This is a genomic window from Ruegeria sp. BB9 (assembly GCF_056539345.1).
In genome coordinates this window covers 173,711-197,834 of sequence record NZ_JBQFUU010000004.1, presented here as the reverse complement: position 1 = coordinate 197,834, position 24,124 = coordinate 173,711, and the positions used below count along the sequence as shown (strand labels likewise).

The 24,124-nt window shown below is 58.5% G+C and carries 25 protein-coding genes, 1 tRNA gene and 1 pseudogene; 11 read left to right on the top strand and 16 right to left on the bottom strand.

Translation table 11 applies throughout. From position 1 onward, the window contains the following. From ACR0FC_RS14730 to ACR0FC_RS14720, 3 genes are all read right to left on the bottom strand, one after another. Entirely contained in the window at nt 1–1,431 is a 1,431-nt protein-coding gene (locus ACR0FC_RS14730) for a GumC family protein (RefSeq protein WP_170341498.1), read from the bottom strand. 330 nt (nt 1,432–1,761) lie between these two features. Beyond that, nucleotides 1,762–2,283, bottom strand: a complete 522-nt coding sequence (locus tag ACR0FC_RS14725) for a sugar transferase (protein WP_170341496.1) — start codon at nt 2,281–2,283, stop codon at nt 1,762–1,764. A 116-nt stretch (nt 2,284–2,399) separates the two neighbouring features. Continuing rightward, complete coding sequence (locus ACR0FC_RS14720; RefSeq protein ID WP_170341495.1) at nt 2,400–3,200, bottom strand: metallophosphoesterase family protein; 801 nt, start codon at nt 3,198–3,200, stop codon at nt 2,400–2,402. A 158-nt stretch (nt 3,201–3,358) separates the two neighbouring features. Here ACR0FC_RS14720 and ACR0FC_RS14715 point away from each other — a divergent pair, with 158 nt between their 5' ends. The 6 genes from ACR0FC_RS14715 (at nt 3,359) to ACR0FC_RS14690 (ending at nt 7,696) form a co-directional block, all read left to right on the top strand. Then, nucleotides 3,359–3,634: a hypothetical protein gene (locus tag ACR0FC_RS14715; RefSeq protein ID WP_170341493.1), complete on the top strand. Its 276-nt coding sequence runs from the start codon at nt 3,359–3,361 to the stop codon at nt 3,632–3,634. After that, entirely contained in the window at nt 3,594–4,121 is a 528-nt protein-coding gene (locus tag ACR0FC_RS14710; protein ID WP_170341491.1) for a polysaccharide biosynthesis/export family protein, read from the top strand. Before ACR0FC_RS14715 ends, ACR0FC_RS14710 begins: the two co-directional genes overlap by 41 nt. Before the next feature lie 194 nt (nt 4,122–4,315). After that, on the top strand, nt 4,316–4,744 hold the full coding sequence (locus tag ACR0FC_RS14705; RefSeq protein ID WP_437342521.1) for a polysaccharide biosynthesis/export family protein: 429 nt from the start codon (nt 4,316–4,318) through the stop codon (nt 4,742–4,744). 113 nt (nt 4,745–4,857) lie between these two features. Then, nucleotides 4,858–5,871 carry a GDP-mannose 4,6-dehydratase gene (locus ACR0FC_RS14700; protein ID WP_170341487.1) on the top strand — a complete coding sequence of 338 codons (1,014 nt, stop codon included), beginning with the start codon at nt 4,858–4,860 and terminating at the stop codon, nt 5,869–5,871. Between the two features lie 22 nt (nt 5,872–5,893). Continuing rightward, nucleotides 5,894–7,177, top strand: a complete 1,284-nt coding sequence (tviB, locus tag ACR0FC_RS14695; RefSeq protein WP_170341486.1) for a Vi polysaccharide biosynthesis UDP-N-acetylglucosamine C-6 dehydrogenase TviB — start codon at nt 5,894–5,896, stop codon at nt 7,175–7,177. A gap of 39 nt (nt 7,178–7,216) precedes the next feature. After that, entirely contained in the window at nt 7,217–7,696 is a 480-nt protein-coding gene (locus tag ACR0FC_RS14690; protein WP_170341484.1) for a polysaccharide biosynthesis protein, read from the top strand. A 205-nt stretch (nt 7,697–7,901) separates the two neighbouring features. Here ACR0FC_RS14690 and nqrF read toward each other — a convergent pair whose 3' ends face one another. The 6 genes from nqrF to ACR0FC_RS14660 are packed head-to-tail and all read right to left on the bottom strand — an operon-like array spanning nt 7,902 to nt 13,761. Further along, nucleotides 7,902–9,122, bottom strand: coding sequence for an NADH:ubiquinone reductase (Na(+)-transporting) subunit F (gene nqrF, locus ACR0FC_RS14685; protein WP_170341483.1), 1,221 nt, complete (start codon nt 9,120–9,122; stop codon nt 7,902–7,904). Nucleotides 9,123–9,134: 12 nt separating this feature from the next. Beyond that, nucleotides 9,135–9,743, bottom strand: coding sequence for an NADH:ubiquinone reductase (Na(+)-transporting) subunit E (gene nqrE, locus ACR0FC_RS14680; protein WP_152460185.1), 609 nt, complete (start codon nt 9,741–9,743; stop codon nt 9,135–9,137). Beyond that, entirely contained in the window at nt 9,743–10,396 is a 654-nt protein-coding gene (locus ACR0FC_RS14675; RefSeq protein ID WP_170341481.1) for an NADH:ubiquinone reductase (Na(+)-transporting) subunit D, read from the bottom strand. Before ACR0FC_RS14675 ends, nqrE begins: the two co-directional genes overlap by 1 nt. Further along, a complete protein-coding gene (locus ACR0FC_RS14670) occupies nt 10,396–11,211 on the bottom strand; it encodes a Na(+)-translocating NADH-quinone reductase subunit C (RefSeq protein ID WP_170341479.1) in 816 nt (271 codons plus the stop codon). Before ACR0FC_RS14670 ends, ACR0FC_RS14675 begins: the two co-directional genes overlap by 1 nt. Next, on the bottom strand, nt 11,204–12,412 hold the full coding sequence (locus tag ACR0FC_RS14665) for an NADH:ubiquinone reductase (Na(+)-transporting) subunit B (protein WP_170341477.1): 1,209 nt from the start codon (nt 12,410–12,412) through the stop codon (nt 11,204–11,206). Before ACR0FC_RS14665 ends, ACR0FC_RS14670 begins: the two co-directional genes overlap by 8 nt. Before the next feature lie 5 nt (nt 12,413–12,417). Further along, nucleotides 12,418–13,761 (bottom strand): Na(+)-translocating NADH-quinone reductase subunit A, encoded by a 1,344-nt coding sequence (locus ACR0FC_RS14660; RefSeq protein WP_170341475.1) that lies wholly within the window; start codon nt 13,759–13,761, stop codon nt 12,418–12,420. Between the two features lie 298 nt (nt 13,762–14,059). Here ACR0FC_RS14660 and ACR0FC_RS14655 point away from each other — a divergent pair, with 298 nt between their 5' ends. Then, nucleotides 14,060–15,172 (top strand): THUMP domain-containing class I SAM-dependent RNA methyltransferase, encoded by a 1,113-nt coding sequence (locus ACR0FC_RS14655; RefSeq protein ID WP_170341473.1) that lies wholly within the window; start codon nt 14,060–14,062, stop codon nt 15,170–15,172. A gap of 105 nt (nt 15,173–15,277) precedes the next feature. Further along, nucleotides 15,278–15,354 (top strand) — tRNA-Pro (locus ACR0FC_RS14650). Between the two features lie 71 nt (nt 15,355–15,425). Here ACR0FC_RS14650 and ACR0FC_RS14645 read toward each other — a convergent pair. The 7 genes and pseudogenes from ACR0FC_RS14645 to ACR0FC_RS14615 all read right to left on the bottom strand — a co-directional run bounded on the left by ACR0FC_RS14645 (nt 15,426) and on the right by ACR0FC_RS14615 (nt 21,321). Continuing rightward, entirely contained in the window at nt 15,426–16,409 is a 984-nt protein-coding gene (locus tag ACR0FC_RS14645; RefSeq protein WP_170343028.1) for a tyrosine-type recombinase/integrase, read from the bottom strand. Between the two features lie 17 nt (nt 16,410–16,426). After that, nucleotides 16,427–16,561 (bottom strand): annotated as a pseudogene (locus ACR0FC_RS14640) (excisionase family DNA-binding protein); the annotation flags it as partial. Between the two features lie 800 nt (nt 16,562–17,361). Continuing rightward, entirely contained in the window at nt 17,362–17,871 is a 510-nt protein-coding gene (locus tag ACR0FC_RS14635; protein WP_170343026.1) for a hypothetical protein, read from the bottom strand. A gap of 116 nt (nt 17,872–17,987) precedes the next feature. Then, on the bottom strand, nt 17,988–18,887 hold the full coding sequence (locus ACR0FC_RS14630) for an EamA family transporter (RefSeq protein ID WP_170343025.1): 900 nt from the start codon (nt 18,885–18,887) through the stop codon (nt 17,988–17,990). Between the two features lie 177 nt (nt 18,888–19,064). After that, nucleotides 19,065–19,703 carry a DsbA family oxidoreductase gene (locus tag ACR0FC_RS14625; protein WP_170343023.1) on the bottom strand — a complete coding sequence of 213 codons (639 nt, stop codon included), beginning with the start codon at nt 19,701–19,703 and terminating at the stop codon, nt 19,065–19,067. Beyond that, entirely contained in the window at nt 19,703–20,326 is a 624-nt protein-coding gene (wrbA, locus tag ACR0FC_RS14620; protein ID WP_170343021.1) for an NAD(P)H:quinone oxidoreductase, read from the bottom strand. Before wrbA ends, ACR0FC_RS14625 begins: the two co-directional genes overlap by 1 nt. A gap of 107 nt (nt 20,327–20,433) precedes the next feature. After that, the gene (locus tag ACR0FC_RS14615) at nt 20,434–21,321 is read right to left on the bottom strand and encodes a LysR family transcriptional regulator (RefSeq protein WP_170343019.1); all 888 of its coding nucleotides are present in this window, start codon (nt 21,319–21,321) and stop codon (nt 20,434–20,436) included. 200 nt (nt 21,322–21,521) lie between these two features. On the opposite strand from ACR0FC_RS14615, the gene ACR0FC_RS14610 reads away from it, so the two are divergent. The 3 genes from ACR0FC_RS14610 to ACR0FC_RS14600 all read left to right on the top strand — a co-directional run bounded on the left by ACR0FC_RS14610 (nt 21,522) and on the right by ACR0FC_RS14600 (nt 23,996). After that, nucleotides 21,522–22,802, top strand: a complete 1,281-nt coding sequence (locus ACR0FC_RS14610; RefSeq protein ID WP_170343017.1) for a hypothetical protein — start codon at nt 21,522–21,524, stop codon at nt 22,800–22,802. Next, complete coding sequence (locus tag ACR0FC_RS14605; protein ID WP_170343015.1) at nt 22,802–23,581, top strand: COG3904 family protein; 780 nt, start codon at nt 22,802–22,804, stop codon at nt 23,579–23,581. Before ACR0FC_RS14610 ends, ACR0FC_RS14605 begins: the two co-directional genes overlap by 1 nt. An 82-nt stretch (nt 23,582–23,663) precedes the next feature. Further along, nucleotides 23,664–23,996, top strand: a complete 333-nt coding sequence (locus ACR0FC_RS14600) for a thermonuclease family protein (RefSeq protein WP_367646573.1) — start codon at nt 23,664–23,666, stop codon at nt 23,994–23,996. The last annotated feature ends 128 nt before the right edge of the window (nt 23,997–24,124 follow it).

Genomic DNA, 24,124 nt, shown 5'->3' with positions numbered 1-24,124 from the left:
CTATGTGTGCTGCGCTCGCCCATCAGAACATCGACCGAGCCCCGCCAGGCTTTGCGCGAAGGCAATCGACATCGTGGTCTTACCCTCATCCGGTGCCGACGAGGTGCACAGAATGACCTGCGGTGGAGCGTCCGAATTTGGCGACAGCAGAGACGTTCGCAGGTTTCTGGCCGCCTCCGAGAGCGGTGACGTCGGATTTGTGGACACGTACCCGGCCAACTGACTGCGCTGGCGGATCGTCGCCAATGGCAAATGGCCCAGAACCGGTACGCTGGTAGTCAGCTCCAGATCGGACCCCGTCGGAACCGCGGCTTGCTGGATTTGTCGGACAAGAACGATGCCCAGCCCCAATGCCGCCCCGGCGATCACCCCAAGAAACATGGTCAGACCAGAACGCGGTGCAACTTGTTTGCCCGGAGTGGCTGTCGAAATTATGCGGCAGTCCGGCGTTTGTGCGCCCTGTTGGACGGCGGCTTCCTTCAGCCTGGAAAGAAAGGTTTCGTGCAGCAACTGGGTTGCGCGGGCGTCGCGTTCGAACTGGCGTAATTCGGCCGTCACACCGGCATTCTTTTCATATTCCAACTCAAGTGTCGTGAGCAGTTGAGACAGGGTTCGGGACTGGTGATCGAGTTCGGCGCGTTCGCGGGCATTCTGGGCGATCAATTCTGAAACACGTTCGGCGAGAGCTATCCTAGCGGCTGCGCCTCCCGTGGCGACCTGCCTTGAAAGGCTGCTGAGAATGCGATCATGAATGATTTCAGGAACCTCGCCTCTGAAGTGTTCGGGGTCCAAGTCAACAAGTGTCTGGTCCAGTTGGTCAAGCTCTTGAAGACGGCTCTGCAGATTGGCCAACGTTGTTCGGGTTTCCGAAAGCTGCGCGGCCAGTGCATCGGGGTTGGCGGCCGCAGGATCTTGATGGCGTCCTCCTGCCGGGCGATTTCCTGCTCCAGCCCGGCCACCCGGTCCGACAACCATGAAACAGTTTCGGTCAGTCCTTCGGCTTTTCCGTTGATCTGATCCCGAACAAAAAAGCTGGGCCAAGGTATCCGCAATCTCAGCCGACTTCTGAGGGTCATTGGTTGTTGTGCTTCTCCGGATAACATCTGAATTCCGGACGTTCTTGATAGATATCGCCTGTGTGACGTTTTCCGCGACAATGCCCAGGTCTTCGCTGTCCGGCCGGTCCGCCGGTTTATGCCAAGGTACGGTCCAACGCGATGCGAGGATGGCTGGATTGAACTCGGGATCATTCTGGAGGGTCAACTCCAAATCTAGATTGTGCATCATACGAGCAGAGCCAAGGATTTCGACTTGAGTATTGATGCCGGAGATGTCTCCGCCTAGCCCCGTCATGGCCTGCGACGGCACGTCGGAATAGCCCGCAGGGCGTGTCAGAACCAGCGTCGTTTCGGACCGGAAGCGGGGTTTCATCGCAAAGGTCGAGATCCCAAATCCCTGCAAAAGGCCGCGACCCGCGCAGGCGGCGATTGTGTATCAGTGCGCCCAACACAGCCGGACAAAGGCCAGAAGGTTCAAACCGCCCACGGTTTCCTCGCGCCTGTTCGCGCCATGAGGTTTTTCGTCAGTTTTGTTAGGCCTTTGCAAGTGCTTGCGATCTGACAACGTCTCTCAGCGTCGATTGTCCTTGAATCCGGCAACCGCCTGCAGCGTCCGCCGAACAATCCAAAATTCGAAAGCAAGGCTCGGATTATTGATGTAGTAATGGTCTGCCCAAACTTTTTTCCGAATATCTTTTGGGTTTTATGCGTAACCGACTTCGGTCTGGGCATAGCCGCTGATTTCGGGGCGGACGCCAAGCCGGGCGCGGTAATCGGGCACATCTCGCAGATAAAACCGCGCGTGGTGGATGCAATCTGGGCGGGGACCGATCAAGCTCATGTTACCAAGCAGCACGTTGATGACTTGCGGAAGCTCATCAATCCGGGATCGGCGCAATGCGCGACCCAGGGGCGTGATACACGACGTTTCGACCGGGCCATAGGGTCCACTGATCTCACCGTGCCCGGGCTTAATTGAACGGAATTTGTAGGCGACGAACGCTCTTCCTCCTCTGCCCATACGGATCTGGCGGAAAAACAAGCGCCCTCGGTTTGGAATGGGGTTCATGACCAGCAACAGAACTGCACAAACCGCTACAAGTGGCAACAGGGCCAGAGAAACAGCAACATCCATGAAGCGTTTGGCGACACTGAATGTCAGACTTACGCGCGGCGCGGCAATACCGGAAAAAGTGGTCTGGGAACCAACAAAATCGATACTCATCCATCCCCTTTTGAGCGTCTGATGCCGCGTAGGCTCAGCGGGAGTTTCGCTGCGGAATGGTAAATGCCGAGTTAGCGTTAATGGAGTATTACGAGATCATCTTTTGACTATAGCCGTCATGCTCGACTGGCGGTGTCCGAGGCTTCATTCTCGGGGCTTGTTGATACGAAATTGACGGTGCCCGGGCTGATGTCTGCCGCCGTGAGCCGACCGGTTGCAAACGCGCCGGTGTCGATCGAAATCACCCGGCCACTGACCTTTGGATCTGGGACTATGGTATGCCCGTGCACGACCCATTGGCCATCCGTTCGAGCGGTGGACGGGAAATTGGGGTGCCCCCACAAACAGACATGGCGCGGTTGGTCATCGATTGGCAAAGCCGGATCAAGGGCCGCGTGGACGATGGAGACATTCCCGCTTGACCAGGTCAGTGGCCGGTTTTCGAGCCAAGTCAGAACCGGGTCACCGATCACAGACCGCAACTGATGCGAGATTTGGACAGCATCTTCGCCCAGTGTCGCTTCGGTTATTCCCGTCAGGCCGAACGACGCGAGTGTCTGAAGCCCACCGTTTCCCAGCCACAAGCGACTGGTCCGCTTGGGCTCCTCGATAAATCGAAGCAGCATCTCTTCATGATTGCCCAGCAGACAAATCACTTCGCGCTCGCCGTTTTCCGAAAGATGCCGCAGGTGATGCAAAACCTGAGCGCTGCAATCTCCACGGTCGACATAGTCCCCTACAAATACCAGAGGAATGTCCGGATCGAGCCGGATCAGCAGTTGCTGCAACAGGTCCAGCCGCCCGTGTATGTCACCAACAACATAGAACCGCCGATCGGGTGCCAGGGTCCCCAGCAGCGATTCCTGCTCAGGCTCGCCGGTACTTCGCCTGAGTTTTTTGATCCACGATCCTATCATCAGACCTGTTCCCTATCGCGCCGTGGCCCCGGCAGCAATGGTGGACAGGGCCGGCTGACGCCACCGCCGTAGATGTGAACAACAGGTTATTGAGGCGGGCGGGCAACGCAAGGGTCCTCGGCACTAGAGTGGCCGCCGACAAACAACAGGAGCTTTCCATGCCTTCTATGACTTACAAACCGGCCGCGCAGTGGTCTGTCGAAAACCGCCACGTTGCGGCCGCGGACCAGGGCATTCTTCTCAGCAACGTGGGTGGTGCATCGATCCGCTTTGAAATCGCCACCGACGATGCCATCCCTGAATTGGAAGCGGCTTTGGGTCACACGGTTCAACCGGTGCGGTCTTTTGCGACGCAGATCAGAGCAGGCGAGCGCCTATGGCTGGTCGGTGACGATGCCCTATCGGCCACGCAGTCTGCCGCAGTCCTTCTATGAAACCGCAAGCACCGGACCGGCCCACTCTCGGTTGGCTGCGCTGCCGGATGGTCCTGCCGTTCCGGATTTCACCCCAGAGCCGCTTGAGTTGCGCGCGCCTCCGCGAGTGAAGGCTCCACCCTACCACCTGGGACCGGGTGATATGGTGGCGATCATACGCCCCGCACGGGTTGCCGAACTTGCTGGCGCGGGCGCTCAGCGGAATACCTTCACCGTCCGCGATGACGGCACGATCTCGATCCCCGACGCCGGTCGGGTGCAAGTCCCCGGCCGAACGATAAGTGAGGCGGAAACAACCGTGTCGCTGGAGGTGGTGGCGTACAACTCGAAACACGTCGCAGTAGGCGGGCTGGTTGCAACGCCGGTCGTGGTGCCGCTGACCGTCACTCCCTTGACACTCGGTCAGGCGATTGCCGCGGCCGGAGGCCTGACGACCCGGGATCGAGAGCTGGGCACGATCCGCATCTACCGTAGTGGGGATTTGTAAAAGATTCCGTTGCGAAACTACCTGGCCCGACCGGACTTCCGGCAACTGGTCCTTTTGAACGGGGACGCCGTGTTTGCCGATACCAGCTATGACCTGGACCGGCTCTTGCGATTTATCGCGATCAGATCGACGTCATCAGCCTGAACCGGCAGGCTCGGGGGGTCGCCTTGGCCGAACTTTAGCAGGAGGTCGATCTGCGCAGCGCCGAACTGACGGAGTTACGTGACAATTTCACGGTTCGCAGCCAACTGGGTTCCGAACAGCGCGAAAATGTCTATCTAGGGGGAGAGTTCCGCAAGAATGCTCGTGTTCCCCTGCCCTACGGCCAGCACCTGAGCCTGGCCGACGCTTTGTTCGGCGAAGGCGGTTACAGCACCAGAACGGCAGACGCGTCGCAAATCTATGTACTGCGTGCCTCTCCCAAACCTGAGGAAATCGGTGCGTTCACTGCCTGGCACCTCGATGCGCGCAATCCCGCGGCATTGTCGATCGCGGCCCGTATGGAACTGCGTCCCAACGATATTGTTTTCATCCAGGAACAGCCGATCACGACCTGGGGTCGGGCGCTGGATCAATTCCTGCCCTCGCTGGTCAATGCGGGTCTGGACGCGGCAAATGGTTGACGCGCCCTGCCCTGCATCGGATATGAGGTCCCACCGACCGATAATCCCCTTGACCTTGGCGGGTCGAAAGGGTCCCTGATGGTCGGGATTGTTGATTTGCGTTCGAGGGTTTTATGCAACGGGTATTGATTACGGGCACTGCGGGCTTCATCGGGTTCCACCTGGCCAAGCTGCTGTTGTCCGAAGGGTTTCAGGTCCATGGCTATGACGGGATGACGGATTACTACGACGTCACTCTCAAACAGCGCCGCCATCAGATGCTGTTGCAGACGCCCGGCTTCTCGGCAACCGAGGATCTGTTGGAAAACCACGAACGCCTCATGCAGGTTGCAGACGAATTCCAGCCCGAGGTTATCGTTCACCTCGCCGCTCAGGCGGGTGTGCGTTACAGCCTTGAACACCCGCGCAGCTATATCGATTCAAACGTTGTGGGTACGTTCAACGTGATGGAGGTGGCCCGTCAGCACAAGGTCGGGCACCTGCTCATGGCCTCTACCTCTTCGGTTTACGGGGCAAACGAAGACATGCCCTTTACCGAGGTGGAAAAGGCCGACACCCAATTGACGATCTATTCTGCCACCAAGAAGGCGAACGAAGCGATGGGCCATTCCTATGCCCATCTCTGGGATCTGCCCACGACCATGTTCCGGTTCTTCACCGTATACGGCACCTGGGGCCGTCCGGACCTGGCTCTGTACAAGTTTGTCGATGCAATTCTGGATGGGCGCCCGATCGACATTTACAATCACGGCGAAATGTATCGCGACTTCACCAATGTGAACGACCTGGTGCGCGGAATCCGGTTGTTGATCGATGCGGTCCCCGTCCGTCCGGACAGCCCCGAGGATATCGAGGAGGGTGACAGCCTGTCGCCGGTCGCGCCTTATCGTGTGGTCAACATCGGGAATGGTGACAAGGTGCGTCTGATGGATTTCGTCGAAGCAATCGAGGAAGCCGTGGGCAAGAAGGCGATCCGGAATTACATGCCCATGCAGATGGGTGATGTTCCGGCGACTTGGGCCAATACCGACCTGCTCCAACGCCTGACCGGGTATCGTCCGCAGACCGATTTCAAGGATGGAATCGCTCAGTTCGTCGAATGGTTCCGCGAATACCACGGCAAATGATCTAGTGACCCGGACCTGACGTATGCTTGAAACGAACCCCAATTCCCGTCGGATCGCCGTGATCGGTCTGGGCTATGTCGGCCTGCCGCTGGCCGCTGCCTTTGGAAAGATTGGACCGGTTCTGGGCTTTGACATCAATCCCACGCGCATCGACGCGTTGCGCCAAGGCAAGGACGCCACGCATGAGGTCAGCGAAGACGAGCTGTCCGCCGCCGGGGGGTTAAGATTTACCACCGACCCCGCCGATCTGACGGGCTGTGACACGTATATCGTGACGGTGCCGACACCGATCACAGCACAAAAACAGCCAGACCTCGCACCATTGATGCGCGCCTCTGAAACGGTTGGACGGGTGTTGAAGCCTGGTGATCTGGTCATCTATGAATCAACCGTCTACCCCGGCGCGACCGAGGAAGACTGCGTCCCGATCCTCGAGCGGGAATCCGGCTTGCGTTTCAACGTGGATTTCTTTGCCGGGTACAGTCCTGAGAGGATCAATCCCGGCGACAAGGCGCATCGCATCGCCGATATCTGCAAGGTGACGTCCGGATCGACGCCTAAGGCCGCCGATCTGGTGGACGCGCTCTATGCGCGGATCATCAGGGCGGGAACGCACAAGGCCGAAAGCATCCGCGTGGCCGAGGCTGCGAAGGTGATCGAGAACACACAGCGCGATCTGAATATCGCCTTGGTGAACGAACTCGCCATGATCTTTGGCCGCCTCGGCATCGACACCGATGCCGTGCTGCGCGCGGCGGGCACCAAATGGAATTTCCTGCCCTTCCGCCCCGGCCTTGTCGGTGGGCATTGCATCGGGGTCGACCCCTACTACCTGACCCACAAGGCCGAGGCCGTTGGCCATCATCCCCAGGTCATTCTGGCAGGGCGGCGCCTGAATGATGGAATGGGCGCATATGTCGTGGCCCAGTTGGTCAAGCGGATGATCCGCGAGCGGATCGAGATGACGGACGCCCGGGTCCTGGTCATGGGGCTGACCTTCAAGGAAAACTGCCCTGATCTGCGAAACACCCGGGTCGTGGACATCGTTCACGAGTTGCAGAGCTACGGCGTGATCGTAGACGTGCACGATCCCCATGCCGACCCGCAAGCCGCACGTGACGAATATGGGATCGACCTGCTGGAGCACCCCAAGCCCGGCACCTATGACGGTATCGTCCTTGCGGTTGCCCATGACGCATATCTTGCGATGGATCCGGCCGAAATCCGAGCGTTCGGAAAGGCCCGGAATGTCCTGTTCGACGTCAAATCCTGCCTGCCGCGCAGCGCCAGTGATCTGAGGCTCTGACCCGCGCCAGCACACTGACATGAGAGACACTCTCTGACTGTGAAACCTCTGTCCGCAAGGTCCGAGGCCCTGTGGGTTGCCGCCGGCCATTTCAGCCTTCTGACCGGCGGGCTGGCGCTGGTCCGGGTGCAGACCGGCCTGTTGGAGCCGTCGGTTTATGCGCACTTGGCTTTGGCCTTGACGGTCTTCAGCTTTGGGCAGGTGGCCGGTTTCGGTGGTCTGAACCAAGCCATAACACGATTGTACGCACTGGCCGAGCAGCGGCGGGCGTTGGCGGCCTATCGAAGCTGCGTCTGCAAAAAGTACCTGCAGGCCGCCGGTGCGTGTTCCGCGGTGCTATGCGTCCTTGCTTTTGTGTCAGCGCTGACTGGCGCCGCCACCACTGCGCTGCTAGTTCTTTCCGTGTTGCCGTATTCGTTGTTGAACGGCGCGCTCAGCGCGCTGATTGCGATGGGGAATGCAGCACGTTGTCGTCCGGTGGGCTCAGGGCCTGGGCCTATTTCCTGTTGCGATACGTGATCTGGCTGGGATTTTTGGACAGCCGTCAAGGGCGGCGGTTTCACCGGCTGCAGGGTCTTTGGTATCGTCGTCGAGTCGACCGGACGTTGGCGTTGGTAGCACGCTACATGCGGGACAACCGCGTTGACCCACCGACGGCAATACGCAGCGCTCTGGGTCTTGATGTTACAAAATGAAACCGGCGCAAGATTGCGCCGGTTTTTTCTTAGCCACCAAAGTCGTCCAGCATGATGTCTTCGCGATCAACACCCAGATCCAGTAGCATGTTGATGACCGACTGGTTCATGATCGGCGGACCGCACATGTAGAATTCGCAGTCTTCGGGCGCCGGGTGGTTCTTGAGGTATTCCTCGAACAGCACGTTGTGGATGAACCCTGTGTAGCCATCCCAATCGTCGCCCGGTTGCGGGTCGGACAAAGCAACGTGCCACTCGAAGTTTTCGTTCTCGGCTGCCAGCTGGTCGAAATCTTCAACATAGAACATCTCGCGGCGTGACCGGGCACCGTACCAGAAAGTGATCTTGCGTTTGGTGTTCAGACGCTTGAGCTGGTCGAAGATGTGGCTGCGCATCGGGGCCATGCCCGCGCCGCCACCAACGAACACCATCTCTTTGTCGGTCTCGCGTGCGAAGAATTCCCCAAACGGACCCGAGATCGTGACTTTGTCACCCGGCTTCAGGTTGAAGATGTAGGACGACATCTGCCCGGGCGGAATGCCTTCGGACCCCGGCGGGGGCGAGGCGATCCGCACGTTGAGCATGATGATGCCTTTTTCGTTGGGGTAGTTGGCCATCGAATAGGCCCGCTCGATCGGTTCGGTAACCGTGGATTTGTACTGCCACAGATTGAACTTGTCCCAATCCTCACGGTATTCCTCGGCGACGTCGAAATCGCTGTAGTCGACCTTGTGCGCCGGGGCGGCGATCTGGATGTATCCGCCAGCGCGGAAATTCACATCCTCGCCCTCGGGAAGTTCCAGCACCAGTTCCTTGATGAAGGTCGCCACGTTGTCGTTCGACCGGACGGTGCATTCCCATTTCTTGACGCCAAAGACCTCTTCGGGAACTTCGATCTTCATGTCCTGCTTGACGGCCACCTGGCACGACAGGCGGTCTCCACAAGTGGCCTCGCGCTTGGTGATGTGGCTTTCTTCGGTCGGCAGGATCGACCCGCCGCCCTCCAGTACACGCACCCGGCATTGCGCGCAGGTACCGCCGCCGCCGCAGGCCGACGGAACGAACAGCTTTTCGGCTGCCAGCGTCTGCAGCAGCTTGCCGCCGGCAGGAACCGAGATGGTTTTCTCACCGTTGATGGTGATGTTGACGTTGCCCGATGAAACCAACCGAGACCGGGCCGCCATGATCAGCGCGACCAAGGCCAGAACGATCAGGGTGAAAAGGACAACGCCGAGCGAGAAAGTTTCCATGCCCCTGCCCCTTTACAGTTTGACGCCCGAGAAGGACATGAAGGCCATCGCCATCAGACCTGCGGTGATGAAGGTGATGCCGAGGCCCTGCAGCCCGTCCGGAATGTCGGAATATTTCAGTTTTTCGCGCACGCCAGCCATGGCGGTGATCGCCAGCGCCCAACCAAAGCCCGAGGACAGGCCATAGGTTGCGGCCTCGGTAAAGTTGTAGTCGCGCTCGACCATGAACAGCGAGCCGCCCAGGATGGCGCAGTTCACCGTGATCAGCGGCAGGAAGATCCCCAGCGCGTTGTAGAGCGGCGGGAAATACTTGTCCAAGACCATCTCGAGGATCTGCACCATCGCCGCGATCACGCCGATATATGAAATCAGGCCGAGAAAGGTCAGGTCAACATCCGGGAACCCGGCCCACGCCAGCGCACCGGGCTTGAGCAGGTAGTTCAGCAACAGGTTGTTGGCCGGAACGGTGATGGCCTGCACGACCATGACCGAGATCCCAAGCCCCAGCGCCGTCGAGATTTTTTTCGACACGGCGATGAAGGTACACATGCCCAGGAAAAAACTGAGCGCGAGGTTTTCGACGAAGATGGCCTTCACGGCCAGTGAGATGAGACCTTCCATCAGTGCGCCTCTACCTGCTGGATCTTGTATTCACGTTCCTCGACCTGGTTCGGCTTCCACGTACGGAAGGCCCAGATGATCAGGCCGATGATGAAAAAGGCCGACGGCGGCAGCAGCAGCAAGCCGTTGGGGACGTACCAGCCACCGTTGTTCACGGTTTCCAGGATGGTCACCCCAAACAGAGAGCCCGAGCCGAACAGCTCGCGGATGACGCCGACCAGCATAAGGATCAGGCCATAACCCATGCCGTTGCCCAAGCCGTCGATGAAGGACGCCACGGGCGGGTTCTTCATGGCAAAGGCTTCGGCCCGGCCCATCACGATGCAGTTGGTGATGATCAGGCCCACGAAGACCGACAGCGTTTTCGATATCTCGAAGGCATAGGCCTTGAGGATCTGGTCGACCAGGATCACCAGCGACGCGATGATGACCATCTGCACGATGATCCGGATCGAGCCGGGGATCTGGTTGCGCAGGCATGAGATGAAGAAGGACGAAAACGCCGTCACGAACATCACGGCCAGCGACATCACGAAGGCCACTTGCAGCGACGAAGTTACCGCCAGCGCCGAGCAGATACCCAACACCTGCAGCGTGATCGGGTTGTTGTCGACAAGCGGGTCGACCAGCAGATCTTTCTTGGTCTGTGACATCAGATCTCTCCTGCTTGCAGCTTGGCCAGGAACGGAGCATAGCCCGCGTCCCCCATCCAGAATTTCACCAGGTTGTCGACGCCGACCGTAGTCAGGGTCGCGCCGGCCAGCGCATCGATATAGAAGTCAGGCCCTGCGGCGGGCATGGTTTTGGCGACCGTGATCTGCAGATCACCCGTATCGTCGCGCAGCTTCTTGCCGCTCCAGAGGGCTTTCCAACGCGGGTTGTCCACCTCGGCCCCCAGGCCCGGCGTTTCCCCGTGCTGATAGAATTGCAGCCCGAAAATGTCGTTGCCATTCGCTTCGAGCGCGATGAAGCCATAGAGCGTAGACCACAGCCCATAGCCGTGGACCGGTAGGATCACCTTGTCCAGCGCGCCGTTTTCGTCGCGCAGCAGGTAGATCACGCGGTATTTCGCCTTGCGGCCGATGCCGGCAGGGTCGTCGGCAAGCGGCTCGCTCAACTCGGGGTCACTGGCGGCGGCAATGTCGTCGAACGTGGCCGGGTCGAACTGGTCGTCGACGAACTCACCCGTCGCCAGTTCCAGCACATGCGGTTCGAAAGCGGCAAAAGCCTCGGCCACGTCGATGCCCGGCTCATAAACGCCCGCGACCTGCAGAACGTTGATCTGCTTGTCCTTGAGCTTGTTGGCCTCTTGCACCGGGCGCAGGCTGACGGCCGCTGCCGACACGATCATCGAAGCAACCAGGCACACGGCGACCGCGATGAAAATTGTCTTGCCAACCGAGTCCGGCGAGGCCGCCAGGAACCGGGCGATGGCGCCTTTGGGTTCAGGGGATTGCGTATCAGACATGGCGACGCGCCCTCCGTTTGATGTTTGCCTGAACGACGAAATGGTCGATCAGCGGCGCAAAGACGTTGCCGAACAGGATGGCCAGCATCATGCCTTCGGGGAAGGCCGGGTTCACCACCCGGATCATCACGACCATGACCCCGATCAGCGCGCCATAGATATAGCGGCCCATGTTGGTGTGGCTGGCCGAGACCGGCTCGGTCACCATGAAGGCCAGACCGAACGCATAACCGCCCAGCACGACGTGCCAGTACCACGGCATCGCGAACATCGGGTTGGTGTCCGATCCGATCAGGTTCAGCAGCAGGGTAAAGCCGATGGTCCCTGCCAGACAGCCCACGATCAGGCGGTAGTTGGCAATCTTGGTCATCAGCAGGAAGGCCAGCCCGACCATGCAGGCCAGGGTCGATGTCTCACCAAAGCTGCCCTGGATCGAGCCGAAGAAGGCGTTCCACCATGTGATGCCCTCGGCCGCCAGCGCCTGGTAGCCGTCGGCGGCTGAAACGGCCAGCGCGGTCGCGCCGGAAAAACCGTCGACCGGGGTCCAGACCGCGTCGCCCGACATGGATGCGGGATAGGCGAAATACAGGAAGGCGCGCCCCACCAGCGCGGGGTTGAGGAAGTTCTTACCGGTGCCCCCGAACACTTCCTTGCCGATGACCACACCAAAGATGATCCCCAGCGCCACCTGCCACAACGGCGCGGTGGCCGGCATGATCAGCGTGTACAGCATCGAGGTGACGAGAAAGCCCTCGTTCACTTCATGCCCGCGCACGGTGGCAAAGATAACCTCGAAGGTGCCGCCCGCGACCAGTGTCACGATATAGATCGGCAGGAAATACATTAGCCCGTGCATCACGTTGGCAAAGATGCTGGAGGGATCCAGAGAAATGCCCAGGGCCTGCAGGATGGCGATGCGCCACCCGGTCGCCGACTCCGGGCCCAGCGTCACGATGGCCGAGTTGGCCTGGAAGCCGGTATTGTACATGCCCCACAGGATGCAGGGGATGGTGGCGATCACGACATAGGTCATGATCCGTTTCATATCCACGTAGGACCGCGCGTGCGGCGCCACGGATGTTACGGTTTTCGGAGTGTAGATAAAGCTTTCCACCATCTCGTAGATGGGGAAAAACTTCTCGTACTTGCCGCCCTTGGTGAAGTTCGGCTCGATCCGGTCAAAGAAGCTGCGCAAACCCATGTGGATCAGCCCTCCTTTTCAATCTTGGTCAGGCAGTCGCGCAGCGCCAGCCCGTATTCATACTTGGCCGGACAGGCAAAGCCCACAAGGCCCAAATCTTCTTCGTCAAGCTCCAGCGCGCCCAGGGCCTGCGCCGTGTCGGTATCCATCACCAACAGCGCCCGCAACAGTTGCGTCGGCAGGAAATCCTGCGGCATGAGCTCTTCGAAGGTGCCGGTGGGCACCATGGCGCGGCGACCGCCGTTCAGGTTTGACGTGAAGGCGAACAGCTTTTTGGCAAAGGCCGAACCCAGAACCGGCTGCACCGCGTATTTCGACGGCATCGGACGGATCCAACCCATCGGGATCTGGTCGTGATCCTCGCGGATGATGCAGATCTGGCGCGCGAAGCGTCCCAGATAGGCGAACGGCCCGGTGGCGTGACGACCCGAAAGGACCGAACCCGAAATGACCCGTGCTTCGCCATCAACATTGATCTCGTCACGGGTCAGATCCTCGGTCGAGGCGCCCATGACGGTGCGGACCAGACGCGGTTGACGCGCGCCGGGACCGGTCAGAGCGACCACCACGTTCGGGTCCAGATGCCCCGACTGCAGCAGCCGCCCGATGGCGATCACGTCCTGATAGCCGATGGTCCAGACGGTTTTCTCGGCGGTCACGGGTTCGAGGAAGTGGATATGCGTCCCGGCCAGGCCCGCCGGATGGGGGCCGCTGAAAGCCGCGGCCTCGACGCCCGGCAGATCGACGCCGGGGATCGTGTCGCAATCCTTCTGGCACAGATAGGTCTTGCCTTCGGTCAGCTTGGCCACGGCGGCCAGACCGGCGGCAAAGGCCTCGCTCGCGTCATTGATGATCAGCGCGGCATCGGCGGCCAGCGGCTCGCTGTCCATGGCGGTGACGAAAATCGCGGCGGGCGCGGTGCCCGGCTGCGGCATCTTGGAATAGGGCCGCGTGCGGAACGCGGTCCACAGGCCGGCGGCGCACAGCTTGGCGGTGAGGCCCTGCGCGGTCTCGGCATCGCCCACGCCCGAGAAATCGACACCGGGGTCGTTGGGGTCCGAAAACTCGATCACGACGCTCTGTAGCACGCGCCGCGCGCCGCGGTTGATGGCCACGACCTTGCCGGTCAGCGGCGCCACCATCATCGCCTCGGGCGCGTCCTTGTGGCAGAACAGCGGCGTGCCGCGCTGGACAGTGTCCCCTTCCTGCACCAGCATCCGTGGTTTGAGCCCGATATAGTCTCCACCCAGCACGCCAACCGAAGAATATGCTGGCCCTGGCTGAATGACCTGTTCAGGCGATCCCTCGATCGGAAGGTCCAGTCCCTTTTTCAGTTTGAAAGTTTGCATGTCGCTACGTTCTTCCAAGCCTTTTTCTTGCGCCCGTCATACAGCGCCCTTTGTTTTGGGCACTGCATAGCGCGGAGTTTCGTAAAGCCCGTCGTAAAAACGACGAGGACCGGCCGAAATCCGCGGGCGTCTCTCTGATTACGGCCCCTTTACGCGGCGAAGCGGCCAAACGCAAACCTGTTACCGCCCAAATCGCGTGCCGTGTAGCTATTTTTAACCGAAACCTCGGGTGGAGTACCAAAAACTTGGTAGGAAATTTCGTGTCGCACGGATGGCCCTGCTGATATAAGCAGCCGGAATGGAGAATACCGATCTTGAGATTTTTCTGGTCGCGACACCCGGTCTGGAGGCTCCCCTCCTCGCCGAAGCGCAGGAGGCCGGATTCGTAGAGGCCCGGCTCGCCCCCGGAGGTGTCACGGTTCGTGGCAACCTGCGCGAGGTCTGGCGTGCCAATCTCCAGTTGCGCGGTGCCAACAAGGTATTGGTTCGGGTGGGTTCGTTCCCGGCTGTGCATCTGGCTCAGCTGGACAAGCGGGCACGAAAGTTTCCGTGGGGAGATTTTCTGAAACCCGACGTCCCGGTTCGGGTTGAGGCCACCAGCCGAAAATCCCGCATCTATCATGCCGGCGCAGCACGGCAACGGATTGAAGGCGCAATCTCTGACACGTTGGGGGCCCCGATCTCGTCCGAGGCGACGGTCCGTGTTCTGCTGCGAATCGAGAAAGACATCTGCACATTTTCCCTCGACAGTTCCGGAGAGGCGCTGCACAAGCGCGGGCACAAGGAAGCGGTGGCCAAGGCCCCCATGCGCGAAACGATGGCGGCGATGTTTCTGCGCAATTGCGGCTTTGACGGATCCGAGCCGGTGCTGGACCCGATGTGCGGCTCGGGCACTTTCGTGATCGAAGCCGCGCAGATCGCGATGGGCCTGCCGCCCGGCCGCGACAGAGCCTTTGCCTTTCAGGACTTTGCCGGATTCGACCCCAAGGCTTGGGCAGAACTCCGCACCGACTGGGTCGCGACGCAGACAGATACCGTGTTCCATGGCTCGGACCGTAATGACGGGGCGATTGCGGCCGCGCAGGCCAATGCCAGCCGCGCCGGGGTGGACGGCGGGACGCGATTCCAAAAACGCGCAGTCGCTGACCTGAAACCGCCCATGGGCGGGCCGGGCCTGGTAATCGTCAACCCACCGTATGGGGCACGCATCGGCGACGAAAAACGCCTGCGGTCGCTGTATGGCAGCTTTGGCAAAGTGATGTTGTCCAAGTTTTCAGGCTGGCGTGTCGGGGTCGTCACCAGCAACCAGTCCCTGGCGCGCGCCACCCGCCTGCCGTTGCTGCCTCCGGGTCCGATCGTCGATCATGGCGGCACGAAGATCCGCCTCTATCAAACCGAGGCCCTGCCCTGACCGGCCAATTCCTGCGGGTCCAAGCGGCAGAGTCAGTTCGGACAAAAAGCACACAGAATCCCTCTTGCGCATCAAATCCACTGGGTATAGATCACGCGCCACGGTCGGAGTGTAGCTCAGCCTGGTAGAGCACTGTCTTCGGGAGGCAGGGGTCGGAGGTTCGAATCCTCTCACTCCGACCAATAAAACAAGGCGCCCTGTGGCGCCTTTTTTGTTGGTAAGACAGAGCTCCAAGGTTCGTTGAACCTCATTGCTATTCGAACTCCAGAACTCTGGCAGCCTTCCGCAGATGCTCGGGACTGAACCGAGCATAGGTCGACGCCGTGATTCTGGTATCGGTGTGGCCGAGATACTGAGCTATCTCATCCATCGAAATTCCTGCTTCAGCCATATGAACTGCCGCAGTATGCCGAAGAACATGCGGCGAAACGTTCCGCAGCCCAGCGGCGTCCGCAGCCGCTTTGAACCCTTTCTTGATAGACTTCACTGGACCGCCCGCCCATTCAATCACATACCCCGAAAGTGCCGCTTCTTGTGCATCTATCAATGCTGAGTGGAGACCGTCGGTCATGGGCACTATGGCGCGCCCCTTTCTGCGCCCCTCACCGGCGCGAAGATTTATTTGGCGGCGCGAAAAATCTACCCTGTCCCAGGTGAGTTCCAAGACGGCAGTCACTCGTGCCGCTGTCGACAGCATCAGCCGGATCGCAAGCTTGATGTGGGGTGCGCAATCAACTGAAAGCAGCTTCTTGATCTCGTCTCGCGTTAAGTATCTCTCTTTCGGCGCAGGTTTGCTAGGGCGTTCTATGTAGGGCGCTCGCTCAATCAACCCTGTCTTCTCCGCCCAATTCAAACATGTTCTCAGTTTCCCCAGTTGGGTCCAGATCGTTCCATCCTGAATTCCCGCTCTCTTCCGGTCCGCAATATAGGCACGGCAGTCATTCGCACTGATCTGATCAGGGCGAAGAGATCCGAACCAAGGCAGAACCGAACGCCCTGTGTATTTCATGTCTTCATAGACCGGGCGACCTACTACGGTTTCGCTATATGCATGCCAGATCATTTCCACGGTCAACTGGCTTTTCTGGGCTGTCGCGGAGAGGAGGATATCCCGAGCTTCTGCCTCGGCTGCCTCACGGGTTTCCGCATCAAGACGATACCGGCGTCTTTTTCCATCTTTCTCATACCAGACAACGACGAAGCGACCTTTGAGGCGGCCGATTGTGTATTCCTGCACTGCTCAAATTCCTCTACTGCCTGTGAAGGGATGCGAAAAAGCCGGCCAATTCTAAACGAACTCAGTCGGCCTGACTTGCAGAGCTGCCGCACAGTTTCAGCGCTACAATCCCAACGCTCCGCAAGGGATTCCGGGGTATACGGTCGTGTCACCTTTTGCTCTCCTCGATCAAGATGAGTTGTCTATAGCGACGAGGAGCTGCGATGCGCGAAGTTTTGGGAAAAAAAGTATAATATATTGAAAATAAACGAAAGAAATTCTGACCTGCCCCCCCGCTGGCCCCTCGTTCATGATGAGAGTTTGCGGGTTTGGGGAGCGCGCCGGGCGCGGAGCCCTCAAATTGCTCAAGCGTCCGGCGCGCTTCTGCCGGCGTTTTGTTCCCGAGCGATGGGTGCGGCCCACCAGTGCTGTAAAACGGCTCTTCTGCATTCGTCTGCTCCTAAATAGGTTGGGCAGACTCTACTTCACGGTGAGGGATTTTGCGGGGGGGCAGGTCACAAGCCCTGAGCGCTCTCGGCGCTTGGTTACTCGACCACTATTCCACCATGCCTACAGGAGGTTTGGAACATCCGAAGGTGGTGGCGCCAGTATGCATCCCCTTTGGGACGGTCGGTTCAACCTAGGACTTCGAGTAGGTAAGAGTCTGGGAGTGTTATATCCGACGTAGAGCGCTTGTATCCGTGTGACTGCTCCCAGGTCCGGGATTGTGCCACCTGTGCTTTACAAGAAGGAATTCTCCCTCGTTCGGCCTTCGGCCTCACTCAGTCCGAGGAGCACCTCCCTTCGGTCGGCGCTCAGCCAGGTCATTTTTCTTAGGATGAGTGCGCTACGGTTAGAGCTTCCCTCTACGCAATAGAAAACAATTACGACCGGAGATGGGCCGCTTGGAGCTGAGGATGTATAGAAAGTCGCTTGGCACCCATAGCGTCGCAAACGGGCCCGAAGCAGTCGCCTAATTCTTCAGAAACTCTCTGGAGACCATAAATCTCCGGAACAGATCCTCTCTTTCGCTCACCTTGGTAATATACTCGATAATTGCATAATCCTCAACACCTTGGCAGTCGAAGGACCCCTGTGGAAGCAATTGCATCCAGTGTTTTTCTGCAATCTGCGGCAGTTGCAGCGTCCGATCGGCACGGGTCTGGGTTTCGACATGGGGGTCAACCTGAACGATCAGGTGCCAGTGCGGATTCACGTCGAGCTTTTCCGGAAATGCGAACCACAACAAACGTTCGTCCGGACGCTTCGACCAGCGGGGTCCATTGATCTCCCTATTCACACGAGCGTCCCACTGTTTCAAAAGCTCACGCATACGCGGATAGCCCAGCGGCTTGTGGTTGCTCGCAAGGGTCACGAAGTAGTCAAACTGAAATTCACATAGCCTGCGCCGCAACTCATTCCGCATGCGCTTGTAATGGAAATGGCTTGGCCATTTTGAGTTGAAACACGTCCGGGTGTTCACGCTCTGCTCTCCGCATAAGTTCCAGATGACAAATGTGTCTATAGCGAGCGCGTCGTCGAACTGCGGAGTTGAGCAATATTTTTTTGTCGGCTGAGAAATCTCTTTCCCGGCAATATTCAAACGGAGACCTTGGAAAGATTACTCTTCCCTGCGGGAAGTGGCTCGGGAAGGACCCGGTTGGCCCTCTGGCCTGCCAAGACGGAGCCAATGATGATCAAGGCACCCACGAGTTGAACAAGTGACAAAGATTGGTCGAGCCAGATCCAGCCGAGGGCCACAGCTGTTACAGGGCTCATCATGCCCAACATGGCCACAGCTCCAGGTTCAATTCGCGCCACGCCTCGGAACCAAAGGGCATAGGTTGCGGCTGCGCCAACGAGTCCTAGCCAAGTCAGTCCCACAACGTTTGTGACAGACAGCGTTGGCAGGGGCGGCTCGCAAATCAGTGCCAATGGCACCAGTATCAAACCACCTGCCGTCAATTGCCAGGCGGTGAAGCTCAATGCTGAGACCGGTGGTTGCCATTTCCGGCTGAGAACAGTTCCCGCCGCCATCGACGCGGCCCCGCCAAGACCTGCGGCAATACCGACAGGATCCAACGCGGCCTCCGGTGTGACAAGCAGTAGGGCCACTCCCAGCACACCGGTTGCCGCTGCCCCAACTGCCGCGATCCGGATGGGTGTGCCGAGCCAACCATGCGCCATGAAGATAACCATCATTGCCTGAAGAGCACCCAAGGTCGCCGCAACGCCGCCCGGAAGGCGATAGGCTGCAACGAAAAGCAGCACCCAAAACACTGCAAAATTGAAGGCGCCCAGCAGAAAGACCCTACCCAGCCAGGTGCGATGAGGCAGACAGCGTGTGAGCGCCAGAAGAAGCAGTCCGGCCGGTAGCGCGCGTAAAGCCGCCAAGGTGATCGGGTAGCCGTCCGGCAAAGCCTCGGTCGTAACCAGGTAGGTGCTGCCCCAGATGGCGGGCGCCAGAGCGGTCAAAAAGATGTCGGTTGAGCGGGACATGGCTGAGCTCCAGATTCTCAATCACCACAGAGTGTGGATCTTCAAGCGGGGACGTTGCGGACACGGCGGAAGCCCCATGTCGCGACGCATTTCAGGTGGCAGATCGCAACGCACATGGCGTGGCGGTTGGTTGGGATTGAAAACCCGTCGAATGATGCGTTTCATGGCGTTCTCCTTTCAGGCGACCAGGCGCATGGCAGTTCGCAACTGCGCGGCAAGGTCATCGGTCGGCCCATTGACCAGACGAGTGCCGGTTTCTCGTATGATGAGGGTCGGAACAGAGTGAACTTGCAGAGCGCGCGCGCGGTGTCGGTCTTGCTCCACCGCCCGGACCGATGCTGGGTCCCGGAACACTTCGGCGAACAAGCGCGCGTCGTGACCCAGTTCGTCTGCGACGCTAAACACAACCTCGGTGTCCGCGACGTTGCGCGCCTCGCTGAGATGGGCCAATTGGAGGCGGTCGAACATATCCCAATGGGCAGGCTGTCCGCCCAAGCGTTCCGCTGACTTGCAACCGATGGCTGCGGTCAATCCGTGCGGATAGTCGAATTTAGCCGTGCGCATCGCATCGATATCTACCAATTCGGGCCGGTCGCTGACCTGTCGGCAAACCGACCAATGGCCCAGAATGGTCTCACGGGCCCGATCCGGTGTGCCCCACCGGGCTGCCATTTCTGCGCGGCTTGCCTGCAGGACAAAAGTTCTATGCACGACCTTCAGATCGAACTCGGTGGCAAGTTCGCGCAGCCGCGAGGAAATGTTGAAACACCAGCAGCACACGACATCGTGGTAGAACTCTACAGTGAGGGTCGCCATCACGCGGCCTCCTCATGAAGGTTCGCCCCGGCCAGCCGCACTGCGATCCGCGCAACATGTTTGCCCTGAAACCGCGCACCGGCGAGATCCTTATCTGTCGGACTGCGCGAGCCATCCGCGCCAGCGATGGTGCCAGCACCGTAGGGCGCGCCGCCGACGATTTCGTCAGCCGTGGTTTGGCCAACATAGGTATAAGGCATGCCAACGATCAGCATTCCAAAGTGCTGGAGCGGGACTTGCGTGGTCAGCAGCGTCGCTTCGTGCCCACCATGCTGCGAGCCGGTGGAGGCAAAAACCGCCGCGACCTTGCCAACCAATGCATTACGCGCCCACAGGCTTCCGGCTTGATCGAGAAAAGACTTCATCTGACCCGCCATCATGCCAAACAGGGTTGGTGTGCCAAAGATGATGGCGTCGTAGTGCTCAAGGTCGGCAGGGCTTGCCATAGGGGTTCTGTCTTCTGTGAACCCTGCTTTTTGGCGAATATCTTCAGGAACGGTTTCCGGAACGCGGCGCAGATCGACATGTGTGCCGGCGACGCTGCGTGCGCCTTCCGCCTCAGCCTCTGCAAGGGCGCGGACGTGACCGTAGCTGGAATAGTAAAGAACGAGAATGCGTGTCATTTTGAACCTCTCAGGCGTGACGTTTGCTTGCCAGAGAGAATGGGAAATACCCGACCACGCAGTAAGCGGTCTGGTTTGACTTCATTCTTTACGCAGGTTGAATAATCTTAGTCGCGCAAGGCCGATCGCAATTGATCGACAAAGGCCGATACCTTTGCATCCGCACCCAGTCTTGATGTTGTGACAGCAAAGATTTCAGGCGCTGGGAGCTCGTAGTCAGAAAGAACGCGGACCAGATCTCCCCGCGCTTCGGCGCGGCGCGAAACGAAATCGGGCAATGTCCCTATACCTTGTCCAGAAACCAGCAAGTCTCGCAGAACAAGACTGTTCCCCACGCGGATCATTGGGTCGAGCTCAACGGTGGTTGTCCCATCCGGACCAGTAAGCGTCCATGTGGTGAGGTGATCGGCAAGAAGAAATCCGATCACTTTGTGCCGGGCTACGTCCTCGGGTTTTTCCGGCATTCCGGCCGACGCAACATAAGCTGGCGAGGCATACACTCTTTGCCGCACCGCACCGATCTTTCGGGCAACCAACGCCGAGTCTGGCATCGCTGCACGAATGCGGATCGACACGTCAAAACCGCCTTCAACCATGTCGACGACGCGATCATCCATCGACAGCGTGACCCGCAAATCAGGATAGGACGTCATGAAGTTCGGCAGCATCGGCGCAATCACCTCTTGGCCAAATGAGCTGGACGCATTGACGCGCAGGTGTCCGCGAACCGCTCCGGCCCCCTCCCGTATGCGGTTCTCAACGCCGCCTACCGCAGCGAGAATGTTCTGCGCCTCCTCGTAATACAGTCGGCCGGCATCGGTGAGTGACATGGACCGAGTGGTCCGGGTCAGAAGAAGCGTGCCCAAGCTTTCTTCCAAGAGTCTGACTTCTCGACTCAGCAACGCTGGTGACACGCCTAAGTCCTCGGACGCGCGCGCAAAACTTCCACGTTCCACAATGCGCCTAAAGGCATGCATGACCGCCAATTTGTCCAAAGTCGGGCACCCTTCTTACCGAATTGATGGATCTTACAGACGACTGGACCTACTGATAGCACGCGTCCTGGCGTTGTGCGATGGCGGGAAGGCTTGACGCAGATAGCTGCTCAACCATTGAGGTATCTGCGGTTTGAATCCCGAAAGCGGATGATTAACTATTCGATGAGTGCAAATTCGATAGTGGGTAGCGAGTCAACATGACGGAACGGAATGGGCGTTTGACGGCAGAAGAAGCAAAAGGTCTTCGAACTGCAAAGGAACTTGAAAGTCACCTGGCCTGGCTTGACACGTTCACCCCAGCAGCTCTCGGGGTCCTGGCAATAGCTTCCGGGATTTACACTTATCTTGGTGTCTCATCGCTGCTTGAAGATAACGGAGCCGTCTCTTTTTTTGCTGCTGTGGCTTACTCCGTTGCGGTATCTGTCGGCATCTTCGTGTTCTGGAGCTATATGCTGAGGTTGCTTCCGTCGATGCGCACAGCAAGTGGCTTCATTGGATTGACCATTTCTACGATAGTTGGGTCAATCGCAATTATAGCGATGTCCAGTTGGTTGAATGCGGCGGCACTAGCCGGTTCTGCTGCGGTTGAACAACACTTAGAGAACACGGTTCGGGATTATCAGGCGGCATTAGAACAAGCCAATGATATTGCTTTGAGCGGCCAAGCTCTGGGTCGTGAAGTGGAGCGTGCGCGCCAAAGTTTTGAGGAACTGGCGGAATTGGAGCAGTCCGGCGATCTTTCCGGAACAGCCGGACGGGGTGCTGTCTTTCGCGTGCTGACACAGAAGGCTGAAGAACTCCGAAACTTGGAAGAGCAAATCGCCGCCCAGCAGCAACCGATCGAAGAAGCTTTCCAGCAGGGAAATGAAATCCTCGCAAAGATGCGCGAACTAACCGTTGCGCCCGGGCCAGTTGAGCGCCGCTCAGTGCAGTTTTCTGAAGAGAGCGTAAAGCTGGCTGGAGTAATCTCTCGCCTGAACCAATACAGCGTAGCACCTCTTGTGGCGCGCGCGGCGGAAGACCTGCCTTCTTCAGTCGTTCTCCCAGAGCTGGATGGACGTAGCTCTGATGTCCGCAGTGCGCAGTCTTCAACTATCAACTCTGTGTTGAACGCACTCGATCAACGCAGCAAGACGCTTAAGAACGCCGCTGACGAGGTTTTGGACATGGAGCCGCCGATTGAGACAGCCTACAATCCAATCTCCAGCGCTGACGCGGTGATTATCTATGCGGGCAACTTTGTGCCCTCGTGGGCGGGGGCAATTGCCATCGACTTGTTGCCTGCGGTGCTGGTCTTCGTGCTGGCAATAACTCAAGCCGCAATTCGTAGTGGAAAAGACGGCATGAGTATCGAGGACACTCTAACGCTGTCCGATCTGAGAGCGGCGATGAATGCGATGAAGGATGTCGAGGCCACGCTTGGTGTCGCAGACGCTGCCGTAATTGAGCGGGCGACCCAGAAAAAAGACGACGCGTGATGAAATACCTATCGCGCTTCGATCCGCGTTCCGGTCTTAGATATGTGCTGATCCTACAGCTTGTCATCGCAGCGGTTCTTATCTTTAGCGATGTCGCAGAAGAGTTCTCAAATCCGTTCAAAAATCGGGTTGAACTGCCGTCTGGACCGGTATCACCTGGTGACCAGCGGCGTGAATATCGAACCGATCGGACTGACCCGACGCTATTTTTGAACGATGGGCCGCAGGATTTGCCGGTTCCGGCGAATTTTTCAGCGCGTTTGGATTTTTCTGTCAGTGAGCTCGACGAGTTTGGGCAGGTGCTTCTGTTAAGCGGTCAGATAGAGACTGGGGACGCTGCTCGGCTCATTTCATACCTTTCAAACATGACCGAGAAACCCGGCTTGGTCGCGCTACACAGCCCCGGTGGACGTGTCTCAGAGGCACTGATTATCGGACAGCATTTGAGGGAAGCCGGAGTAAATACCGGAGTTCTTGCAGGTTCTGTGTGCATGTCCTCATGCCCGTATATTCTCGCGGGTGGGATTGATCGTCTTGTGTCTCAAAAAGGGGTCGTCGGAATGCACCAGCATTACTATGAACAGCCGCGTATGATCCCGGTGGTGTTTGCCGTAGAAGGCATTCAGAAGGGCCAAGGCGAAACGATGCAGCACCTTATCGAAATGGGCATCGACCCAGCGCTCATGCTCTATTCGCTGAACACACCTCCAGATCAGATTTACGCCTTAGTTGCAGATGAGCTAATCCAAACAAGGCTTGCCACTCAGATTCTCGAATGACGAAAGACCTAGGATTGTATTTGTTTTGAAGAGACTAGTTGCCACGTTGATTTTTACTGCAAGCACCGCATGGGCCGGTGGCGTGCAGGTGCGAGATGCTGATACGATTGTTGTAAATGGAACACCGGTGAGATTGCAGGGTGTAGATGCACCGGAATTGGGAACCTCTGCTGGGCGAGATGCACGCCGATGGATGGTCAACTACCTGCGTGGCAAATCCATTGAGTGCAAGCTCACAGGAGAGCGAACCTATGATCGCTATGTCGGCGTTTGCTACGCCGATGGCAGAGACATTGGAGCAGCTGTGATTGCAGCTGGCTATGCTCTTGACTGTGCGCGATATAGTGGCGGTCGCTATCGGAGTTTAGAGACTTCGGCCGCGCGATCGAGGTTGCGAAGAGCTCCATATTGTTGAGTTTGATTCTGACAAGTAACTAGCACTAGCGACGCCCTAAAGCGACAATTTCCGTCCTCCCGATACCGAGCTTAGCAGCCAGACCCGCCATCATCGGGTCGAAGTTTCCGTTGCCCTGCTAACGTATA

Bases quoted from the DNA above. Each gene is read 5' to 3' on its own strand.
- ACR0FC_RS14725 (WP_170341496.1), bottom strand. From the start codon at position 2,283: ATGAGTATCGATTTTGTTGGTTCCCAGACCACTTTTTCCGGTATTGCC.
- ACR0FC_RS14605 (WP_170343015.1), top strand. From the start codon at position 22,802: ATGAAATACCTATCGCGCTTCGATCCGCGTTCCGGTCTTAGATATGTG.
- ACR0FC_RS14700 (WP_170341487.1), top strand. From the start codon at position 4,858: ATGCAACGGGTATTGATTACGGGCACTGCGGGCTTCATCGGGTTCCAC.
- wrbA (WP_170343021.1), bottom strand. From the start codon at position 20,326: ATGACACGCATTCTCGTTCTTTACTATTCCAGCTACGGTCACGTCCGC.
- ACR0FC_RS14715 (WP_170341493.1), top strand. From the start codon at position 3,359: ATGCCTTCTATGACTTACAAACCGGCCGCGCAGTGGTCTGTCGAAAAC.
- ACR0FC_RS14665 (WP_170341477.1), bottom strand. From the start codon at position 12,412: ATGGGTTTGCGCAGCTTCTTTGACCGGATCGAGCCGAACTTCACCAAG.
- ACR0FC_RS14710 (WP_170341491.1), top strand. From the start codon at position 3,594: ATGCCCTATCGGCCACGCAGTCTGCCGCAGTCCTTCTATGAAACCGCA.
- nqrF (WP_170341483.1), bottom strand. From the start codon at position 9,122: ATGGAAACTTTCTCGCTCGGCGTTGTCCTTTTCACCCTGATCGTTCTG.
- ACR0FC_RS14655 (WP_170341473.1), top strand. From the start codon at position 14,060: ATGGAGAATACCGATCTTGAGATTTTTCTGGTCGCGACACCCGGTCTG.
- tviB (WP_170341486.1), top strand. From the start codon at position 5,894: ATGCTTGAAACGAACCCCAATTCCCGTCGGATCGCCGTGATCGGTCTG.
- ACR0FC_RS14610 (WP_170343017.1), top strand. From the start codon at position 21,522: ATGACGGAACGGAATGGGCGTTTGACGGCAGAAGAAGCAAAAGGTCTT.
- ACR0FC_RS14670 (WP_170341479.1), bottom strand. From the start codon at position 11,211: ATGTCTGATACGCAATCCCCTGAACCCAAAGGCGCCATCGCCCGGTTC.
- ACR0FC_RS14730 (WP_170341498.1), bottom strand. From the start codon at position 1,431: ATGAAACCCCGCTTCCGGTCCGAAACGACGCTGGTTCTGACACGCCCT.
- ACR0FC_RS14675 (WP_170341481.1), bottom strand. From the start codon at position 10,396: ATGTCACAGACCAAGAAAGATCTGCTGGTCGACCCGCTTGTCGACAAC.
- nqrE (WP_152460185.1), bottom strand. From the start codon at position 9,743: ATGGAAGGTCTCATCTCACTGGCCGTGAAGGCCATCTTCGTCGAAAAC.
- ACR0FC_RS14625 (WP_170343023.1), bottom strand. From the start codon at position 19,703: ATGGCGACCCTCACTGTAGAGTTCTACCACGATGTCGTGTGCTGCTGG.
- ACR0FC_RS14720 (WP_170341495.1), bottom strand. From the start codon at position 3,200: ATGATAGGATCGTGGATCAAAAAACTCAGGCGAAGTACCGGCGAGCCT.
- ACR0FC_RS14660 (WP_170341475.1), bottom strand. From the start codon at position 13,761: ATGCAAACTTTCAAACTGAAAAAGGGACTGGACCTTCCGATCGAGGGA.
- ACR0FC_RS14630 (WP_170343025.1), bottom strand. From the start codon at position 18,887: ATGTCCCGCTCAACCGACATCTTTTTGACCGCTCTGGCGCCCGCCATC.